The sequence below is a fragment of the Serratia sp. TSA_105.2 genome (genome assembly GCF_052692115.1).
Window position 1 is genome coordinate 1,131,959 of sequence record NZ_JBQZFT010000001.1, and the last position, 18,995, is coordinate 1,150,953.

19 protein-coding genes and 1 pseudogene are annotated in these 18,995 nt (G+C 52.9%); 14 read left to right on the forward strand and 6 right to left on the reverse strand.

The features are described from left to right. Position 1 precedes the first annotated feature (1 nt). The 13 genes and pseudogenes from ACUTSC_RS05280 to ACUTSC_RS05340 all read left to right on the forward strand — a co-directional run bounded on the left by ACUTSC_RS05280 (position 2) and on the right by ACUTSC_RS05340 (position 13,611). Positions 2-2,161, forward strand: coding sequence for a hypothetical protein (locus ACUTSC_RS05280; protein ID WP_445653154.1), 2,160 nt, complete (start codon positions 2-4; stop codon positions 2,159-2,161). A 4-nt stretch (positions 2,162-2,165) separates the two neighbouring features. Further along, the gene (locus ACUTSC_RS05285; RefSeq protein ID WP_445653155.1) at positions 2,166-2,906 is read left to right on the forward strand and encodes a hypothetical protein; all 741 of its coding nucleotides are present in this window, start codon (positions 2,166-2,168) and stop codon (positions 2,904-2,906) included. 34 nt (positions 2,907-2,940) lie between these two features. Beyond that, a complete protein-coding gene (locus tag ACUTSC_RS05290; protein ID WP_445653156.1) occupies positions 2,941-4,023 on the forward strand; it encodes a phage tail protein in 1,083 nt (360 codons plus the stop codon). A gap of 240 nt (positions 4,024-4,263) precedes the next feature. Next, complete coding sequence (locus tag ACUTSC_RS05295; RefSeq protein WP_445653157.1) at positions 4,264-5,517, forward strand: hypothetical protein; 1,254 nt, start codon at positions 4,264-4,266, stop codon at positions 5,515-5,517. A gap of 316 nt (positions 5,518-5,833) precedes the next feature. Further along, a complete protein-coding gene (locus tag ACUTSC_RS05300) occupies positions 5,834-7,009 on the forward strand; it encodes a phage tail sheath protein (RefSeq protein WP_445653158.1) in 1,176 nt (391 codons plus the stop codon). 10 nt (positions 7,010-7,019) lie between these two features. Then, complete coding sequence (locus ACUTSC_RS05305) at positions 7,020-7,535, forward strand: phage major tail tube protein (protein ID WP_442983251.1); 516 nt, start codon at positions 7,020-7,022, stop codon at positions 7,533-7,535. A 60-nt stretch (positions 7,536-7,595) separates the two neighbouring features. Next, positions 7,596-7,886 carry a phage tail assembly protein gene (locus ACUTSC_RS05310; RefSeq protein WP_445653159.1) on the forward strand — a complete coding sequence of 97 codons (291 nt, stop codon included), beginning with the start codon at positions 7,596-7,598 and terminating at the stop codon, positions 7,884-7,886. A 14-nt stretch (positions 7,887-7,900) separates the two neighbouring features. Next, entirely contained in the window at positions 7,901-8,020 is a 120-nt protein-coding gene (locus tag ACUTSC_RS05315) for a GpE family phage tail protein (protein WP_071844561.1), read from the forward strand. After that, a pseudogene (locus ACUTSC_RS05320) lies at positions 8,013-9,884 on the forward strand (phage tail tape measure protein); the annotation flags it as partial. The gene ACUTSC_RS05315 and the pseudogene ACUTSC_RS05320, both read left to right, overlap by 8 nt. Before the next feature lie 668 nt (positions 9,885-10,552). After that, on the forward strand, positions 10,553-11,017 hold the full coding sequence (locus ACUTSC_RS05325; RefSeq protein ID WP_046373895.1) for a phage tail protein: 465 nt from the start codon (positions 10,553-10,555) through the stop codon (positions 11,015-11,017). After that, positions 11,014-12,111, forward strand: coding sequence for a phage late control D family protein (locus ACUTSC_RS05330; RefSeq protein WP_445653160.1), 1,098 nt, complete (start codon positions 11,014-11,016; stop codon positions 12,109-12,111). Before ACUTSC_RS05325 ends, ACUTSC_RS05330 begins: the two co-directional genes overlap by 4 nt. Before the next feature lie 73 nt (positions 12,112-12,184). After that, a complete protein-coding gene (locus ACUTSC_RS05335; protein WP_445653184.1) occupies positions 12,185-12,403 on the forward strand; it encodes an ogr/Delta-like zinc finger family protein in 219 nt (72 codons plus the stop codon). A 119-nt stretch (positions 12,404-12,522) separates the two neighbouring features. Then, on the forward strand, positions 12,523-13,611 hold the full coding sequence (locus ACUTSC_RS05340) for a phage integrase (protein WP_445653161.1): 1,089 nt from the start codon (positions 12,523-12,525) through the stop codon (positions 13,609-13,611). 283 nt (positions 13,612-13,894) lie between these two features. Here the strand turns inward: ACUTSC_RS05340 and ACUTSC_RS05345 are convergent, their stop codons facing one another. The 4 genes from ACUTSC_RS05345 to ftnA form a co-directional block, all read right to left on the reverse strand. Beyond that, positions 13,895-14,236: a YebY family protein gene (locus ACUTSC_RS05345; protein ID WP_025302452.1), complete on the reverse strand. Its 342-nt coding sequence runs from the start codon at positions 14,234-14,236 to the stop codon at positions 13,895-13,897. A gap of 69 nt (positions 14,237-14,305) precedes the next feature. Next, on the reverse strand, positions 14,306-15,187 hold the full coding sequence (gene copD / locus ACUTSC_RS05350; protein ID WP_060440195.1) for a copper homeostasis membrane protein CopD: 882 nt from the start codon (positions 15,185-15,187) through the stop codon (positions 14,306-14,308). Positions 15,188-15,189: 2 nt separating this feature from the next. Continuing rightward, positions 15,190-15,573, reverse strand: a complete 384-nt coding sequence (gene yobA / locus ACUTSC_RS05355) for a CopC domain-containing protein YobA (protein ID WP_004940886.1) — start codon at positions 15,571-15,573, stop codon at positions 15,190-15,192. Between the two features lie 325 nt (positions 15,574-15,898). Then, positions 15,899-16,417, reverse strand: a complete 519-nt coding sequence (gene ftnA, locus ACUTSC_RS05360; protein WP_038875847.1) for a non-heme ferritin — start codon at positions 16,415-16,417, stop codon at positions 15,899-15,901. Between the two features lie 344 nt (positions 16,418-16,761). Here ftnA and ACUTSC_RS05365 point away from each other — a divergent pair, with 344 nt between their 5' ends. Beyond that, positions 16,762-16,992 (forward strand): DNA polymerase III subunit theta, encoded by a 231-nt coding sequence (locus ACUTSC_RS05365; protein WP_033638067.1) that lies wholly within the window; start codon positions 16,762-16,764, stop codon positions 16,990-16,992. 33 nt (positions 16,993-17,025) lie between these two features. Here ACUTSC_RS05365 and pip read toward each other — a convergent pair whose 3' ends face one another. Then, positions 17,026-17,979: a prolyl aminopeptidase gene (gene pip / locus ACUTSC_RS05370; RefSeq protein WP_445653162.1), complete on the reverse strand. Its 954-nt coding sequence runs from the start codon at positions 17,977-17,979 to the stop codon at positions 17,026-17,028. Between the two features lie 193 nt (positions 17,980-18,172). Continuing rightward, entirely contained in the window at positions 18,173-18,598 is a 426-nt protein-coding gene (gene dksA, locus ACUTSC_RS05375; RefSeq protein WP_033653830.1) for an RNA polymerase-binding protein DksA, read from the reverse strand. Positions 18,599-18,995: the final 397 nt, after the last annotated feature.

Consider the following 18,995-nt stretch of genomic DNA (forward strand, 5'->3'; position numbering starts at 1 on the left):
TATGACGAAAATTACAGAAAGCGGACGCTGGGAAGATAGCGTTTATCAAATCCAACGCGGTGACAAAGTGCGCGGAGGACGCGATGGAGTTGCAAATATTCAGCCGCAGCAACTGGCTAACCGTACTCAATATTTAAAACAGGCAATCGAGGGTTACTCCATTGGCGAACAGCCTTTTGATAACAAGGAAAAGGCACAGGCAAAAATTAATGACAGAAGCCTTCCATTAAACTCACGTTTTTCTGTGCGTATCGAGAACGCCGACGCATGGGTTGCTGAATTCAAAAATATCGATGGTGTTGCCACGCCAACGGGACGGACTTTACCTTCTGGCGAGTTGGTTAAAAAAGTCACAGATTATTTTCACGTCAACGAAGCCATTAGCAATTTACTGATCGATATGGTTGATGATGATTATTTCTCGGTATGGCGGCTATTTGATAATGGGGCTTTTGGCACGATTAAAAGCCTGCTTTCACCGCAGGGAATTTTTCTTGATGACCTGAAAATAACTCACGTAGGGGAACGTGCCGGCATTATTTTCCAAGATGCCGATGATTTTATTGTTGAACTCGTCAGCCCTTCGGGAGATGTAGCCCCAAGAGCCCTGCAGGGGCACGGCGCGTTCTCAACTCTGACCACGCAAGATGCCTGGCTGAGACTTGAAGACGCCGACGGTTTCTTCAGAGATTACATCGATATCGACGGCAATCCTATCGGTACCGGCGGCAGCGTCAGCGAGTTCGATATAGTGGCACACGACGCGCAGAACAAGGCCTATTCCCAATCTGTGCGCGACCGCTACAACGCCGATATTCAGCGCCTGGTTTCCGCACTTAATCACTTGTTGATCTACAGCCAAAGCCTCGGTACGCAGCAAGAAGGACATCCGGCGCTCAGCGGCGAGCCGATCGACGGTTACGATAATCTGATGTTTGGCGACAGCGTCCGCCCGAAAAGCCGCACCGCGGCCGAGTTCGTACCGGTCGGTGAGGCCGCACTGAAGCCGCTAAAAGCTGTGGTGCAGTCGGGGGATGGCAGTACAGTTCTCACAGCCGCAGAAAGTAAAGCATTGGCCTTTAATGCAAGCAATGAAGGTGAAGGCGGTGCCGCCTTGGGCAATTTCCTTCGCAAACTGTGGCTGCAAAAAAACTGCCTGGAACGTGATCCGGCACGGCGATTTGTGGTGTCCAGCACCGGTGTGAATGGGCGCACCATCGAAGAACTATCAAAAGGAAGAAACCCTGAGTTGTACCAGCGCCCCCTTCAAGCAGTGAAGCAGGTTAAGGCCATCGCTGACCAAATGGGCGTCAGCTATGCCTTTGCGGCCATTATCTTCATCCAGGGCGAGTGGAACTACAACGGCACGCGCGGTGGCGTGCAAACAAAGGTCGGATACCGTGGAAAGCTGGACACACTGTTACTTGAACACATGACCAAAGACATGGCGCATGGTATTGCCGGGCAAAAATCCCCCCCAGCCATCTTTATGTACCAGACCGGCGGGGGTTATACCGTTGATACCTACGAGTTGGGGATCGGCATGGCACAATGGGAATTCTGCAAAGAAAACGCCAACGCCTATCTGGTGACGCCGGCTTATCCATTCCCCGATAAAGGTGGGCATTTAACGTCCAACGGCTACCGCTGGATGGATATGCAATTTGCCAAGGTGATGCATCGCGTTATCAACGAGGGCCAGGGCTGGGAGCCTCTCGGCCCTATCCGTATCGTGCGCATCGGCCGCGTGGTGTATGTGCTGTATCACGTCCCTAGCCCGCCGCTGCAATTCCGCCCGGCATATGTCGGCCGCGTACCGACGATATATGCCGATAAGGGATTCCGTATCACTGACAGCACCGATAGCACCGATAGCACCGTGCCGATTGAGTCAGTGGAAATTGCCGCCGACACTATTATAAAAATCACGCTGGCAGCGCTACCGGTAGGTGAGGCAAAACTCTGGTATGGCGATAAAGCAGCCCATAACGGTAACGGTAACGTTTTTGACAGTGACAATTTTGCATCACTGGCAAATTACGAGTATCGGGCGGGGAGCGGCCAATATGCGGATGAAAACATTCCTGAGCTAGTCGGCAAGCCCTATCCATTAAATAACGCATCGGTGCAATTCTGCATGCCGATTGAAATCGGAGAGTAATATTATGGTCATGGTCATTAAATCAAACGTTGCCGGCGCGTCTATTTCTAAACCGGACGGCTGGAATCCGCCATTCAGTACTGAAGGGCTGAAATATGCCAATATCTTTGGTCGCGGAAATTTGACGGCTAACCTCGCCCCCGGAGGCGCTCCAGCAGCCCCACACGGGAACCCCATTCAGAAAGGCGAGGCTTTCGAGTTTTCGACGAGTAATTACATCGATACCCGCGTGCCGACAAGCGAAAAGGCAACGCTGATTTCTATTGCGACCGCGCCTTCGACAGCGGCAAGCCGCTGCTTCCTAATTTCCAGCTTCAAAGGAAGCACTGATGCGGGTAAATCGCTGCTGATGCAAGGTGCTGCACCGCCCGCGATCTATGTCTACTCGCATTACAAAGGCACTGATGCGAACGGAAATCCCTTCAATAATGCCTACAGTTTGGGAATGAATACCAGAAGCACAGACCTCACCCCCGCTTTCTTCCATGGGCGTGATGTGGGCAAAGGGCTATTAATCGGAGATATGACCAACGACCAGGTCAAAACTGTTACCCCTGGCTGGCCTGTGGCGTCGTTCGCCAATCCAGCCCTCACATATCTTATTGGGCAGAGTTGGGCGGAAGGATCGGCCCCACATCTTAACTACGCCTCGCTGATTTATGACCGCGCGCTGAGTGATGACGAAATCGCGCAAATTTATCAGTACTTCCAAGGGTATTACAGCCGCCGCGGGATCACCATTTAATGAGCGGCAACGACCTGATTTAGGAGGGCTAAGCGTGAGCGAGAAAAAATACAGCGCAATGATCACCACCGCCGGCGCAGAGAAGCTGGCAAATGCTGCTGTTACAGGCACGCCGATAGCCATCAAGGAAATGGCCGTCGGCGACGGCGGTGGGCGTTTACCCCAGCCCAGCGCCGCCAACGCCGGGCTGATCGGTGAGCAGTATCGCGGTGAGCTGAATAAACTGGTGATCGCCGACAGTGACGCCAGCGTCATAGAAGCCGAAATGATCATGCCACCGCAGATCGGCGGATTCTGGCTGCGTGAGCTGGCGCTTTACGCCGACGATGGCGAATGCGTCGCCGTCGGCAACATGCCGGAAACCTACAAACCATTGCTGGCCGAAGGCTCCGGCCGCTTCCAAATCATCAGGATGCAGTTGAAAGTCAGCAGCACAGCGGCGGTGGAACTGATTGCTGATCCATCGGTTATCCTGGCAACCGCCGAAGACGTCAAGGGGGCGGAAGACGCAGCCAAAGATTACACAGATGAAGCGTTAAGCGAGTTGAGCAAAAGCGTCAAAGATGAGATTGCTGAAGCGGTAAAAGATGCGATTCGTGCCGCCTGGGAATTAGATAACCCGCTAGGGACTTCGCGCCTATTCAACCAGAACGTGAACCCTAACGCTAAATGGCCGTGGTCAACATGGGAGTATGCCGGCGAATACCTGACGATAAGAACTGCAAAAGCAGACGGATCAGACGTGGGCACTATGGGGGGAAGCGACACAGTGAGCATAACGCGTGCGCATCTACCAGCGTCCGTGTTGAACGTATCGGGTAGCACTAGCGAGCAAGGCGTACAAAATCTGCAAACATCGCCTGAAGGAAGACACAGGCATCAAGGGGGGATGACCGCCCCCGGTGATATATGGGATGACGATTATATTGTCGGTTCTGACAACGACAGCCGCAGAACGCGCAACTATACAAGCGAAGTCGAAGATCATGCGCACCAAGTTGCAGTGCCGCCGCATACCCATGCCGTCTGGGCGCAAACGGAGGCTATGGGGCAAGGCCAAGCGGTTAGCGTCGTTGAGCGCCATAAGCTGCAAATGCTTTGGCACCGTGTAGCATAAGTTGTATTGGCTCAGACTTGATCTAGCACTGTTACAACATATAACCTAAGCTGACAGATAGCCCTGTGCCAGAAGAAGACGTTGCATAAAATGTTCACTTCACTATCAATGAAAAATGTTGAAAAATATGTATATTGACGTTACCTTGGCTGAATAATAAATCATAAAAACCGGGAAAATACTCGACAAATAGGCATGTGCCTTCATTCAAAAAACATAATTCATACTTAGGAGTATAAATTGAGCATTGAAGCTGTAAAATCGATTTGTGATGAAAATGGAATAAAATACTCCCTAGAGGATGAGTCTCGCAGAGGATTTTATATTCATATTCCTAAAGGTAGAAATGTAAGTCTCCTCAGTGTAAACGATGAAGCAGCAGATAAAATCTTAGAGTGTGCCCAAGATTTTTTCAAATATAAATTTGTCGAAGGATACGAAGCCATATGGTCTTCTGAGAATGGCACTCTTGAATGCGAAATTCAACTCCCTCATGGTAGATTCCCATTGCAGCGATTCTCTCGACAAAGCAATGATGCAGAAAGCAATGGTTCATTAATAGTTCCATCCCATCAAGAAGGCGTTAGCATTGAGATATCTTATCCCAGTAATGCATTTACATTATTTACTTTATTAAGAGATCAGCTTTTTAGAAACTTACGTCATTTTGAGCGCACAAAAGAATACTCTGCCACGATAAAAATATCAGGGTTAGATATCACTCAGCATGATCAGGCTTTATACTTGGTAGAGAAAATATGTTCGGCAATATGTTTCCAATTAGACTGTAAGATAGAACAACCTGTTATGCTTAGCTTCGAGAGAAAAGCAAGATCTTTGCGTAAACGCATCAGAACATTAGAGGATATCGAATTGTCCTCTATTCAGTTTACTTATGACAGTGAGGCTCTTTCACTTTATTGGTATGCACAGTCTGCTTTTGGTATGCCTTTACTAAAATATCTAGCTCTCTACCAAGTGGTTGAATTCTACTATCCTGTGTATTCTGAAATGGCGGCACAAAATAAAATAAGGAATATTCTAAAAGACCCGAGCTTTAATTCTAATAATGACAAAGATCTTGCCAAGGTCATGCACATAATAAAATTTAACTCTTCTTCTGGAGCATTTGGCAATGAGCTTTCTCAACTTAAAGCCACAATATCAGAGTGTGTAGATATTCAGAGCCTTCGCGCATGGCTAAAATCAGAACAGGAACGGGATGAATATTTTCATTCAAAAAATGCCAAAAAATTATCCGGGCATGTTATTAATTCTGGTGTTGAAGATGATGCTTTATTAGAGCAAGTTGTTCTAAGATTTTATAATATCCGTTGTCGTATCGTTCATACGAAAGGTATTGATGGTAATTTTGACGTACTGCATCCTCAGGCGAAAGAGTTAGCATATATAAACCATGATATTGATCTTGCTAACTTCATCGCTCATAAGGTAATGATTGCATCTAGCCAGCCACTAATCACGAAGCCATAAAAATCTAAACCATTTAGGTTAAAAAAATAAATCATGCACGCACATCGCTCAAAACTGACTACCAGATTTTTTTAAGCGATGCTCGTGAAAACTGTCAGGTTAAGTTTGAGCTGATACACATAAGCCCCTCTCCGGGGCTTCATTTTTCCTGCAGCACAGCCATCGTAACTATGTTGGCCATACCGGCAAACAAAGACGCCTACAGGAATACGCCTAGCCATTGTGCCAGTCACTACACAATGCCCAATGCATGCACTAGACGCCATCAGCGAACACCATAGCGGAGAAACCTTAACCGGAACCGGAGATCCGCCCGATGGCTGAAGATTATCATCATGGCGTTCGTGTCCTCGAAATTAACGAGGGCACCCGCACAATCACAACCGTAAGCACCGCAATTGTGGGGATGGTCTGCACCGCCGACGATGCCGATGCTGCGGCTTTCCCACTCAACACCCCCGTATTGCTGACCGACGTCCTAGCCGCCAGCGGCAAGGCTGGCGAAACCGGCACCCTCGCCCGCTCCCTGGATGCCATCGCCGACCAAGCAAAACCCGTTACCGTTGTTGTCCGTGTCGAACAGGGCGACACCGAGGCTGAAACCACAACTAACATCATCGGCGGCGTCGACGCCACCACTGGCAAGAAAACCGGAATGAAAGCCCTGCTGGCTGCGCAAAGCTTGTTAGGTGTGAAGCCGCGAATTTTAGGAGTACCCGGCCACGACAGTAAGGCCGTCGCCACTGAATTGTTGTCAGTAGCGCAGAGCCTGCGCGCATTCGCCTACCTGAGCGCCTATGGCTGCAAGACGGTTTCCGAAGCTATCGCGTATCGCGAGAACTTCAGCCAGCGCGAGGCCATGCTGATCTGGCCAGATTTTTTGAGTTGGGACACTGTGACCAATGCAGACGCGACGGCGTTCGCAACCGCCCGTGCATTAGGGCTGCGCGCCAAAATAGACCAGCAGACGGGTTGGCACAAAACGCTGTCAAACGTCGGCGTTAATGGCGTGACCGGCATCAGTGCAGATGTGTTTTGGGATCTGCAAGACAGCGCCACCGATGCCAACCTACTGAACAAGAACGATGTCACCACTCTGATCCGCAAGGATGGCTATAAGTTCTGGGGCTCCCGCACCTGTTCCGATGATCCATTGTTCCAATTTGAAAACTACACCCGCACTGCGCAGGTGTTGGCGGACACAATGGCAGAGGCGCACATGTGGGCCGTTGACATGCCACTGCACCCGTCACTGGCCAAAGATATCCTGGAAGGTATCAAGGCCAAATTCCGTGAGCTGAAATCAGCCGGCTACATCATCGACGGCAACGTCTGGATCGATGACGCAGCGAACGATAAAGACACGCTGAAAGCCGGGAAGTTAGTCATTGATTACGACTATACGCCGGTCCCGCCGCTGGAAAACCTGCTGTTACGCCAGCGCATCACTGATCAGTACCTGGTCAATTTCACCCAGAACGTGAACAGCTAAGGGGCACGCAATGGCATTACCACGCAAATTGAAATACCTGAACCTCTTCAATGAGGGGAACAACTGGCAGGGGATCGTTGAGTCCCTGACGCTGCCAAAGCTGACGCGCAAGCTCGAGAACTACCGCGGCGGCGGCATGAGCGGTAGCGCCAAGGTCGATCTGGGGTTGGACGACGACGCGCTTGATGTTGAATGGACAATTGGCGGCATCGAAGCCCTGCCGATTAAGCAAATGGGCGTCGCAAAACTGGATGGCGTCATGCTGCGTTATACCGGCTCAATTCAGCGCGACGACACCGGCGAAGTGCAGGCGGTCGAAGCGGTGATCCGCGGCCGCCATAAAGAGCTGGATTTTGGCGAGCACAAGCAGGGCGAAAACTCGGCCACCAAAATTTCTACCGCCGTGACCTACTTCAAGTTAACCATCGCCGGCGAGGAGATTTGCGAGGTTGACACGGTGAACATGATCGAAAGCTTTGGCGGCGTCGACCGCCTGGCTGAGCACCGTCAAGCCATCGGCCTGTAATACCTTCGGCGCCGGAACGCCGGCGCCCTCTTCTTTCTGAAAATTGTGGAGCACAACCAAATGACCGAACCGACCAAGGTGACACTGGACACCCCAATTCAGCGCGGCAAGACCGAAATCACCGAGATCACCCTAACCAAGCCGCAGTCTGGCGCGCTGCGTGGTGTGAAGCTGGCCGACCTGCTGGAAATGGATTATTCAGCGGTGGCAACTGTCTTGCCGCGAGTTTCCACACCTTCACTGACGCCGCAGGAAATCAGTGAAATGGATCCGGCTGACTTTACACAGTTGGCCGGCGGCATCGTCAGTTTTTTGTTGCCGAGATCGGCGCTGGAATCCCGGCCGATTTAACCATTGAAGACCTGATGGCGGATATCGCCGCCATCTTCCACTGGCCGCCGTCGGAAATGTACCCGTTCACCTTAACCGAACTGTGGGACTGGCGGCACCGGGCACTGATTCGAAGCGGAGAAAGTGATGAGTGACCGCAATCTAAGACTGCAGGTTATCCTGAACGCGGTGGACAAAATCACCCGCCCCTTTAAGACCATGCAGGCCAGCAATAAAGCGCTGGCCGCTGCCGTCAAAAATTCCCGTGATGAACTGAAGCGACTGAGCGCCGCCGGCGACCAGGTGAACACCTTCAATTCGCTGCAGACGTCCATTAAGAAAACAGCCGACGAACTGGCTAGCGCCAAGCTGAAAGCCCAGATGATGACGCGCGAAATGGGCGCGCTTGAAAATCCCACCAAAAAGCAGACAAAAGCCCTGGAGGATCAGTGGCGCGCGGTAGACCGACTGGAGCAAAGGCAAAAGAGCGAAGTCGCTCAGATGGGCCGGGTGCGCTCAGAGCTTTACCGTATGGGGGTATCTGCCACCGATGGCGCCGGTGCTACAAACAGAATCGCCAACGAAACCGCCCGCTATAACCGGCTGCTGCAGGAGCAGGAGCGCCAACTAAAACGCGCTGGCGAGCAACAGCGCAGAATGAACGCCGCAAAAGCGCAATATGAAAAAACCAGAGAGCTGAGAAACAACATCGCGGGGACTGGTACAACAACCGTAGCATCAGGTGTAGCGATGGGCGCCCCTGTTTTAGCGGCAGTGAAAAGCTATAGTGCCATCGAAGATGCAATGAAAGGCGTAGCCAAGCAGGTCAACCCTCTTTTGGATGACAAGGGGGGGCGTACAGCTAAATATTATGAAATGCAAAAGGCTATCAAAGCCGCGGCTGAACAATTACCTATGGAAAATGGGGCCGTGGATTTTGCATCACTGGTAGAGGGTGGCGCAAGGATGGGTGTCGCAAGCGACAAAGATCCTTGGTCAAAACAAAAAGCCGATCTGCTTGGATTCGCAATGACGGCAGCAAAAGCGGCTAAGGCCTTCGAGTTACCCGCCGATCAGCTTGCAGACGACCTTGGGAAAATAGCATTCCTATACCATGTGCCAACTCAGCGAATCGAGGAGCTTGGCGACGCCCTGAACTATTTGGATGACAACGCACAATCAAAAGGCGCTGACATCATCAACGTTCTGCAACGCATGGGTGACGTGGCGGACAAACTGGATTACAAACAAGCGGCAGCACTAGCATCAACCTTCCTTTCGCTGGGTACACAACCCGAAGTAGCTGCATCGGCCAGTAAGGCAATGGTCCGCGAATTGGGTATCGCGTCAATGCAGGGAAAGAGATTTATCCAAGGGATGGGGCTACTCGGGCTTAATGCAAAAGACTTGGAAAAAGGGATAGCTACAAACGCAATAGGCACAATCAAGGACGTTTTATCCCGCATTAAGCGGTTACCTGATTCGCAACACCTAAGCGCCATGACCATGCTTTTCGGGAAAGAATTTGGAGATGACGCTGCCAAGCTGGCAAATAACATTGGCGAATTGGATCGCCAATTGGCATTAGTGCAAGGCGGGCAGGCCAAAGGCTCCATGCAAAGAGAATCAAATATCGATAAAGATTCCCTGTCGTCTCAATACGCCCTGCTCAAAACTGGCCTTAGCAATATGTTTAGTGACCTTGGACAACAACTGCGCGCGCCATTAATGGACATTATCAACTGGTTCAAAAGTGCCATAGGATGGACTCGCCGCCTGGTTGAATCGCATCCTAAATTGGCGGCTGGGTTCATGAAAACGGCGGCTGCAGTTACTGCAATCACAGTGGCATTTGGCGGGCTAATGTTGGGAGTTGCCGCGGTGTTAGGGCCATTTGCGATACTGCGATTTTCTTTATCCGTGCTGGGCATTAAAGGGCCATCGGCGATGATGCTACTCTCCAAATCCATCAGAGGGGTTGGCTCCGCAATTATCTGGATGGGCCGCATGATGTTAGCAAACCCTATCCTTGCTATGGCTGCAGCCATCGCCGCCGCAGCGCTCTATATCTGGATGAATTGGGACACCCTGGGTCCGAAAATAAAAAGACTTTGGGACAGCATCAGTGCATATACCAGTGAGAAATGGCAGGCCATCAAGGATTACATTTCGGGCGTTTGGACCAGCATAAGTGCCAAAGCCAGCGAGACTTGGGAAGAAATAAAGCGGGCGGCCAGTAGCGCAGCTGAAAAAATTGGTATTGGCCTGAAACGAGGATTGGACGTCATTACCGCCCCGCTGCGCGCCGTCATGGATGGCTTTAAATGGCTGCTCGAAAAGCTGGACCTGTTGCCGCAAAAAAACGAGGCATTAGCCCAAACGAATGAGCTATTGAAAAATAACCCCATAGCCAAGAAATATGGCTCGGTCGGAGAGCCGGCGCCAACAGGTTACACGGCCAATGATATGGCCATTCGTTTTACTGGCTCCAGCATGAAACCAGTTAAGGTACCAAGCGGCGGTAACTTCTACTACCAGCCCAAGATCGATCTCAGTGTTGACGCCAGAAATAACCAGAACGGCAAAGCTGTAGCAACAGACGCGGTGAAAGCGCTCCGGGAGCACATGCAAAAAGACGCGGCCAAGGCGCGCAGTAATTTTTCTGATCGAGATCTGGGGTGGGAATTATGATGATGGCACTAGGATTATACGTCTTTATGCTTGAAACTGTTCCCTATCAGGAGCTGCAGCATCAGATGGCCTGGCGCTACCCGACCAACAACCGCGTTGGGAAACGGCCGTCAGCGCAATATGTGGGCCCAGAAAACGACACCATTACACTAAGTGGTGTGCTACTGCCGGAGATCACCGGCGGCCGCCTGTCATTGTTGGCCCTGCAAACAATCGCCGATCTCGGCAAAGCATGGTCTTTGCTAGATGGCAGCGGGACCATTTACGGGATGTTTGTCATTGAAGGGTTGGATCTAAACAAGTCCGTATTCTTCAAGGATGGCGGCGCCAGGCGTATTGAGTTCACGCTGAAGCTAAAGCGTGTGGATGATGACCTGGGCACAATGCTCGGCGACCTGCAGGAGCAACTTAGTATCATGAAAGATCAAGCGGCAACGGCTATTGGAGGGCTTCTTTCATGAACACGCCAGACTGGTTGAGCGGCCGGGATAGCGCGCCAGCGTTCAAGATCACCCTCAATGGCAAGGACATAACCACAAGACTGGAAAGCCGGCTGATATCCCTCACGTTGACAGACAACCGCGGATTCGAGGCAGATCAGCTTGATATCGAACTTGACGATGCCGATGGCGCTATTGATCTGCCTTCGCGCGGTGTCCAGTTGGAGCTGCAGCTGGGCTGGAAAGGCGGACCAATGATCAATAAAGGCACCTTCACTATTGACGAGATTGGCCATTCCGGCGCACCGGACAAGGTGACACTGCGCGGCAGAAGCGCCGACTTCAGGAACACGCTGAATATCAAGCGTGAAAAGTCATATTCAAAAACCACCATCGGCGAGATCGTTAAACAATTTGCAGCCCGCCATAAACTGGAGCAGTCAATCAGTCCGCAAATGGCCACTATCGTTATCGACCATATCGATCAAACGAATGAATCAGATGGCAGCTTTCTGATGCGCCTGGCGCGCCGCGTAGGCGCTATTGCTGCAGTAAAATATGGGAAGTTGCTATTCATTAAGCAGGGCCAGGGTGTGAATGCCAGCGGCAAGCCATTGCCGGCAATGACAATCGTGCGCGCCGACGGCGATGAACACCAATTTACCCTGGCTGACAGAGAGGCCTATACCGGAGTTTCAGCCAGTTGGCTCGATACAAAAGCGGCAAAACCGCAAACGGTAAAGGTAAAGAGGAAGCGCAAGCGAAAGACAAACACCGCTAAGGCGCCAGTTCAGGATAAACAGGGGGAATACCTGGTAGGCACCGACGATAACGTTTATGTGCTGAGCCGGACCTATGCAAATGCGTCCAACGCTCGCCGAGCGGCAAAGGCAAACTGGGAACGAATACAGCGCGGCGCGGCGCAATTCTCAATTACCCTGGCTAGAGGCCGGGCGGAACTTTACCCGGAAGTGCCTGTATTAGTGAAGGGTTTCAAGCGTCAGATCGACGCTGCAGACTGGACGATAACCACAGTAACGCACACAGTGGCAGATGGCGGGTTTACCACGGCGCTGGAGCTTGAAGTGAAGATAACCGCTCTCGAAATGGAGTGATTTGCAAGTTTAATATTTGCTTTTTCAAACATCGTGCTATTGTATGTATATCGATACAGTAGAGGCTAATACCATGATGCGATGCCCCTTGTGTGGCCATGCGGCGCACACCCGCAGTAGTAACGAAGTGACAGCAACGACAAAAGAGCGTTACAACCAATGCACAAACGTGAATTGCAGTCATGTCTTTATCACGATGGAAACGTTTGTGCGCTCCATTGTTAAGCCCGGCCAGGTTGACCCTGCGTCCCCTCACCCATCAAAGTCTGGCCAAACCGCCCTGCACTTTTAACCATAAACCCGCCGCCGGCGGGTTTTTTGATCCATGTTTGAACCAGCCGCACACAAACATTGAATACTGTTATTATATACAGTATTCAATACCTAATTTGGTTCACTGGATCTACGAGTATGACCGTAAGAAAATTGAGCACCGGCAAGTGGCTATGCGAGTTCTATCACAACGGGAGGGGCAGCAAGCGTACCCGTAAGCAATTCGCCACCAAGGGGGAGGCGCTCGCCTTCGAGAGCTATCAGCTCGACCAGGCAAAGGCCAAGCCCTGGCTTGGCGATAAGGAAGACAAGCGAAAGCTTAGCGAGTTGATCGATCTGTGGTACAGGCTGCATGGCTGCTCATTAAACGACAAAAAAGGGCGGCTCGGAAAACTAGTCATTATCTGTAACGGCATGGGGAACCCAGTAGCATCAGAGATCACCCCAAAGGACTGGGCTCATTATCGAGATCAGCGACTTCGAGGGGAAATAGATAACGGGTATAGCACCAGTCTTGAAACAAGGAAAGTCAGCACAGGAACGGTTAACTGCGAACAAGCTTTTTTGCGGGCGGTATTCAATGAATTAAAACGGCTAGGCGAATGGACGCTGCCGAACCCATTGGAAAACATCAGAGAGTTTGATCAGCCAGAAAAGGAAATGGCATGGCTGAACAATGAAAAAATAAAAGCACTGATAAACGCCTGCCATACTCATGGCAACCCAGAGCTAACACTCATCGTAAAGATATGCCTATCAACTGGCGCCAGATGGAATGAGGCCGCAAAACTAAGGCCATCGCAGATATCAAAATATAAAATCACGTATACCAACACAAAAGGTAAGAAAAACAGAACGGTCCCCATCTCGAAAGAATTATATGACGAGCTCACAATACTGGATGAAAAAGAGTTTGATCCTTGCTACAAGCAATTTTATCGAGTGATGAGACTGGCGAATATAACCTTGCCTGAAGGACAAATGACGCATGTGCTCCGCCATACCTTTGCTAGCCACTTCATGATGGGTGGGGGGAATATCATAGTCTTGCAACGCATTCTTGGGCACTCAGATATCAGAGTAACGATGCGCTACGCCCATTTCGCGCCAGACCATTTAGAGGAGGCAATAGCGCTCAACCCACTGGCACAGACGTACAAAGACAGTGGCGGCAAAGTGGCGACAGAGGAAGAAAAAGGGTGTAATACGGTAGAACAGGGGGCGTGATAAGTGGTTGTTTTGCTTGTAAGTTGCTGTTTTAAAATGATAAACAAAAAAAGACCGAATACGATTCCTATATTCGGTCTAGGGAAATGGCTCTTGGGAGAGAGCCGTGCGCTAAAAGTTGGCATTTAATGCAGGGCTTGTTCAGCCGTGCACTTTAAGAGTAGCCTACCGCGCCAGTTTTGCCAGCCGCCCAGCGGCCGCGTGATAGTTTCGTGACGAAATAACTATGCGGCAAATGCGCATCAATCCGCGCGCGCTGGGCAAGGCGTTGGCAAACAAGCGGTTAGTCAGCGCACAGCTTCTCGGCGCGTTCAATGAACGGCGCCAGGCTCATTTTTTTCCCCGGTTCGGCAGGGTCGTCCAGCAGGAGCACCTCCAGCGGTTGCGCGCGCTGATGGCCCTTCTTCACCTGCTGCTCCGCTGCGTCGTTGAGCGGGTATTGCATCAGAGTGCTGTTGTTGAGCACGAACAGCGCGCCGCCGCTGCGGCACTGCAGCGTCACTTCTTCCTTGGTGAACGCCCACTGTTTGCCGTATTCCAGTTTGGTGATGTTCACCAGTTTGTCTGCCGCCAGCGCGCCGGTCGCGGTTGCCAGCAGCGTAATGCCGAGTAATACCGATTTCATGTGTTGGCCTTCAGGTTGCTATTCACGTCGATTTTCCCGCAGCTTGCCCGGTTGCGGCAAGCCGAAATGTCAAACCGGCGCATAGGTTGCAAATAAACTGACCAGCAGCAGCACCGCCATCCCCAACCCGACTTCGAGCCAGCAGGCCAGCACCACGCCGCGCTGCGCCAGCGCCGGCACGCGGCTCATTGCCGGCACGATGGCGTAGCGATTGGCCAGCGCCACCATTACCATCAGCGCCACCAGCGCGGTTTTGATCAGCAGCAGGCGCTGATAAGGCGAGCCGAGGTTGAGCGGCCAACCGCCGAGAATAATCAGGCTGTTGACGATGCCGGTGACGATCACCGCCGCCACCGCCAGGTGCCCCCAGCGCGAGAAACGGATCAGCGTGGTGATGGCGTCGCTGCGCCACTGCGGCGGCTGCAGGTAGCGCAGGCAAACCAGCAGCGGCGCCAGGCAGCCGAACCAGTAGCCGGCGGCCAGCAGGTGCACCGCATGGTTGGCCCGGTGCAGCACGCCCAGCGTGCCTTCGTGCATCGCCGCGTGGCCGATGAACGCCAGGCTGACCAGCAGCAGCGCCGAACACAGCGCCAACGCCTGCGCGCGCGGCCTTTCCGGCAGCAGCAGGCTCAGGATCGCCAGCAGAGACAGGCCCAGATGCCAGCGCCACACTTCGCCGAAGGTGGTGCCGAGCACCGCCCACCAGACCTCCAGCCGCCAGGCATCTTCCCAACCGTCGCCCATTTGCCCGGCCTGAATGGCCAGCAGCGCCACGGCGGAAAGCCCGGCAATCCAGGTGCCGGCAAGCAGCAGCGGGCGCACATCGCGGGAGAGGATCGGGGAGAGGCGCTGCGGTGACAATAAGGCGGTGAACAGACTGATGCCGAACATCAGCATCACCGCCGCAAAGTGCACCAAGCGACACAGAACGAACAGGGTCGCCAGACTCACGATCAGTTTACGGTGAAGCTGTACTGGCCTTTGGTTTTATGCCCGTCGACCGAAACCACATGCCAGCTGACGTTGTATTTGCCCGCGCTCAGCTCGCCTTCGATCGGCACGTTGACCTGGGTGTTGTTGTTCGGATCGAGCTGCAGCTTGCCGGTTTTCACCACGGCGTTGTCCGGGCCGGTGATTTTCACGCCGCTGAAGTTCGGCTCGATGCCTTCGGAGAAGCTGAGGGTCAGCGCTTTCGGCGCCGGGCTGACGCTGGCGTCGGCCTTCGGCGTTTCCACTTTCAGGTGGGCGTGCGCCAGCGCTTGCTGCGAAGACAGGCCGACGAACAGGACAAAAACGGTGGAAAGCAGGCGACAGGAGGAACGAATTTTACCGATCACAGTGGTATCCCTTAACAGTATAAAGAGGGTCATAAGGGTTAAGGCCACAGCCAAGGCGATGTATCAGCGGCCCCAACCCACCGCAAATGATTGCGCCACGGGTAAACAGAAAAACGGGTTGTATCGGCTAACCCGCTGTTTTGACTCTACCATCCCTGTAGCGTATCGCGGTAAATCATAACGACCACGCTGCGGCAAGTCGAGCACATCACTGGCATTTTGCGATCCGGCAGCACGTATCGCCGCATAACCGCGATAAACGCAGGGTAAAAAAAACCGCGCATCAGGCTCGCCCGCGCGCGGTTTTTCGGTGTTCTGGTGCAGATTAAGCCTGGCCGTTGCCACCCTGGCCCATCGCGCCCATTTTCTTCAGATCTTTGTCGATGAAGAACAGGCCTTTGCCGCTGGTGCCCACCAGCGCCAGCTTATCCAGCACGGATTTGAACAGTTTCTCTTCTTCGTGCTGCTCCGCCACGTACCACTGCAGGAAATTGAAGGTGGAGTAATCGTGTGCGGTCATGGCGGCGTGCGCCAGTTCGTTGATCTGACGGGTGATCAACTGTTCGTGTTCGTAGGTCTGCTGGAACACGTCCGCCAGCGATTCGAACGTCACCGGCGGTGCGGCGATGCTGCCCAGCAGCGGCAGAGAGCCGGTGTCGCTCAGGTAGTCGAACAGACGTTGCATATGCTGCATCTCTTCCTGAGAGTGCTCTTTAAGAAATGCGGCGGCGCCTTCAAAGCCTTTATCGCTGCACCATGCGCTCATCTGCAGGTACAGGTTGGCGGAGTAGAACTCCAGATTCAGTTGCTCATTCAGCTTTTGAGTCATTTCTTGCGTCAGCATAATGATTCCTTTTATTCTGCAGGTCATGAATTTAATTTCCGCGCATTATGCCCTGCTGCCGTAAAAATAAAAACACCTTATTTACACTCAAGTCACATTAATTATAAAAATCATATATATCAACAAATTAAAATATCATCACCACATTGAGAATAAACATGATAATTATTTTCATCTTTTATTTTAATCAAAAAGCGAATCATTCTTATTTAAAAGAATAAATAGATTGCATTACTCCCGGACAAATATCGCCCGCAGCAGCGGCGCAACGGGCTTGCCAAGCGCCGCCGGGTGGATTACCTTCTGCGCAGGTTCAAAGCGGCAAAGTAAGTAAGGAGCATAGCGTGGGTTACAATCTGGCCGAGCTGTCTAAAGAAGAGATGGACCGGGTGAACGTGGATCTCGCCGCCTCAGGCGTGGCGTACAAAGAGCGCTACAACATGCCGGTGATCCCGGAAGTGGTGGAGCGTGAGCAGCCGGAAGCGCTGCGCGACTATTTTCGCGAGCGCGTGGCGCACTACCGCGCGGAATCCCACAGGTTTTCGCGCCTGCCGTACGAGCCGAAGGTCAAATAACAAAAAACCCGCCGTAACGGCGGGTTTTTTACGTCACTTGCCGGCGAACCGGTCGGTGGCGATCATCAGCTGGTGCAAGATGCCCGGCTCATCAAACGAATGCCCCGCCCCTTCCACGATATGCAACTCCGCTTCCGGCCAGGCCTTGGCCAGATCCCAGGCGTTCTGCACCTGGCAGGCCATGTCATAGCGGCCGTGGACGATCACCGCCGGAATATGGCGGATCAGCGGCACATTGCGCAGCAGCTGGTCATCGCTTTCCAGGAAGCCCAGATGGGTGAAATAGTGGTTTTCAATGCGGGCGAACGCCAGGGCGAAATCATCCTCACCAAACGAAGCGGATTCGCGGCTCGGCAACAGCGTCACCGTCTCCCCTTCCCACACGCTCCACAGCTTGGCCGCTTCGAGCTGCACCTGCGGATCGGCCGAGGTCAGCCGCTGCCGGTAGGCGGCGATCACGTCTTTACGCTCGTCATCCGACAGAATGGACAGCACGCGCGCCCATTTGTCCGGGAAGAAGCGTGAAGCGCCATCCTGGTAATACCAATGCAATTCCTGTTTACGCAGGGTGAAGATGCCGCGCAGCACCATTTCACTGACGCGCTCCGGGTGAGTCTGCGCATAGGCGAGCGCCAGCGTCGATCCCCAGGAGCCGCCGAACACCAGCCACTGGTCGACGCTGGCCATTTCGCGCAGCCGCTCGATATCGGCCACCAAATGCCAGGTGGTGTTGTTGTCCAGGCTGGCGTGCGGACGAGAGCGGCCACAGCCGCGCTGATCGAACAGCAGCACCTTGTAGCGTTCCGGATCGAACAGCTGACGATGATGCGGGGAGATGCCGCCGCCCGGCCCACCGTGAATGAAGACAGCCGGTTTACCGTTCGGGTTGCCGCTCAGCTCCCAGTAGATCCGGTGGCCATCCCCAGTGTCCAGCCAACCGCTGTCGTATGCTGCTAACGGCGGGTACAAACCTCGTAATTGTTCCATGGCGCTTTCCGTCTCTCTGTGAGTCATGCTTTCATCAAAGCGGAAGCCGCCCGGCAGGTCAACGGTAAAACCCGAAAACTCGAACGCGCGCCGAGAACTCGGCGCGCGTTTGCTCAAAATCACAACGACCTGCGTGCAAAATGCTCACAGGCCCGATCGGTTGAGGGGCGAGTTCGCCCCCGGCGGGACTCAATTAGCCACCTTTGCGCATATGCGGCTCACGCATCTCCTGTGCGGTTTTCGCCTCGATGCTCAGCTCCGCCGTCGGGCGCAGCAGCAGGCGCGCCAGCCCGATAGGTTCGCCGGTTTCCCGGCAGTAGCCGTACTCGCCGTTCTGCAATCGCGCCAGCGCCGCATCGATTTTCGGCAGCAGGCGGCTTTCGCGATCCAACTGGCGGAACAGCAGGCGCAGATCCTCTTCGCGCGCCGCCTTGTCGGCTTCATCGCCCGTCGCTTCACCGCCGTCGATCTCTTTTTTCAGCTCATCAATGTGCAGCAGCAGCTTTTGCCGCTCATCCTGCAGCAGCTGGCGGAAAAACGCCCGTTGAACCGAGTTCATATAATCAGAATCCGGCATGGCCAGCAGTTGCTGCGCATCCGGTAACGTCATGACTGTCATTGCGCTCTCCCAATACCAAAAGTGTAATATTATAACATAATGTTTATTTTTAACACCCGGTCATCCAAAAACAAAATTTCATGCGCAAACAGCCGGTTAACCTAAACCTGCACTTTGCCGCTTGCATCCTTTTGGCTTTAGGCGGTTAATGGCTGAGCAAGCCACCCAATCATAGGTAACGAGAGGCCATCATGAGTAAGGGAATGGATAGCAAAAAGAATGCGAAGAAGAAGCCGTTGAAAACCCCAGCTGAGAAACGTGCGGAGAAACGCGCCAAAAAAGCGCATCCGTCTGGTGAGTAAGCGTCCTTCCATCCGTCATTAAACCCGCCAAGGCGGGTTTTTTATTGCCAGCAGCAAGGCGCGGTTGGCACGGCCGCCTGTGCCGGTTAAGCTGA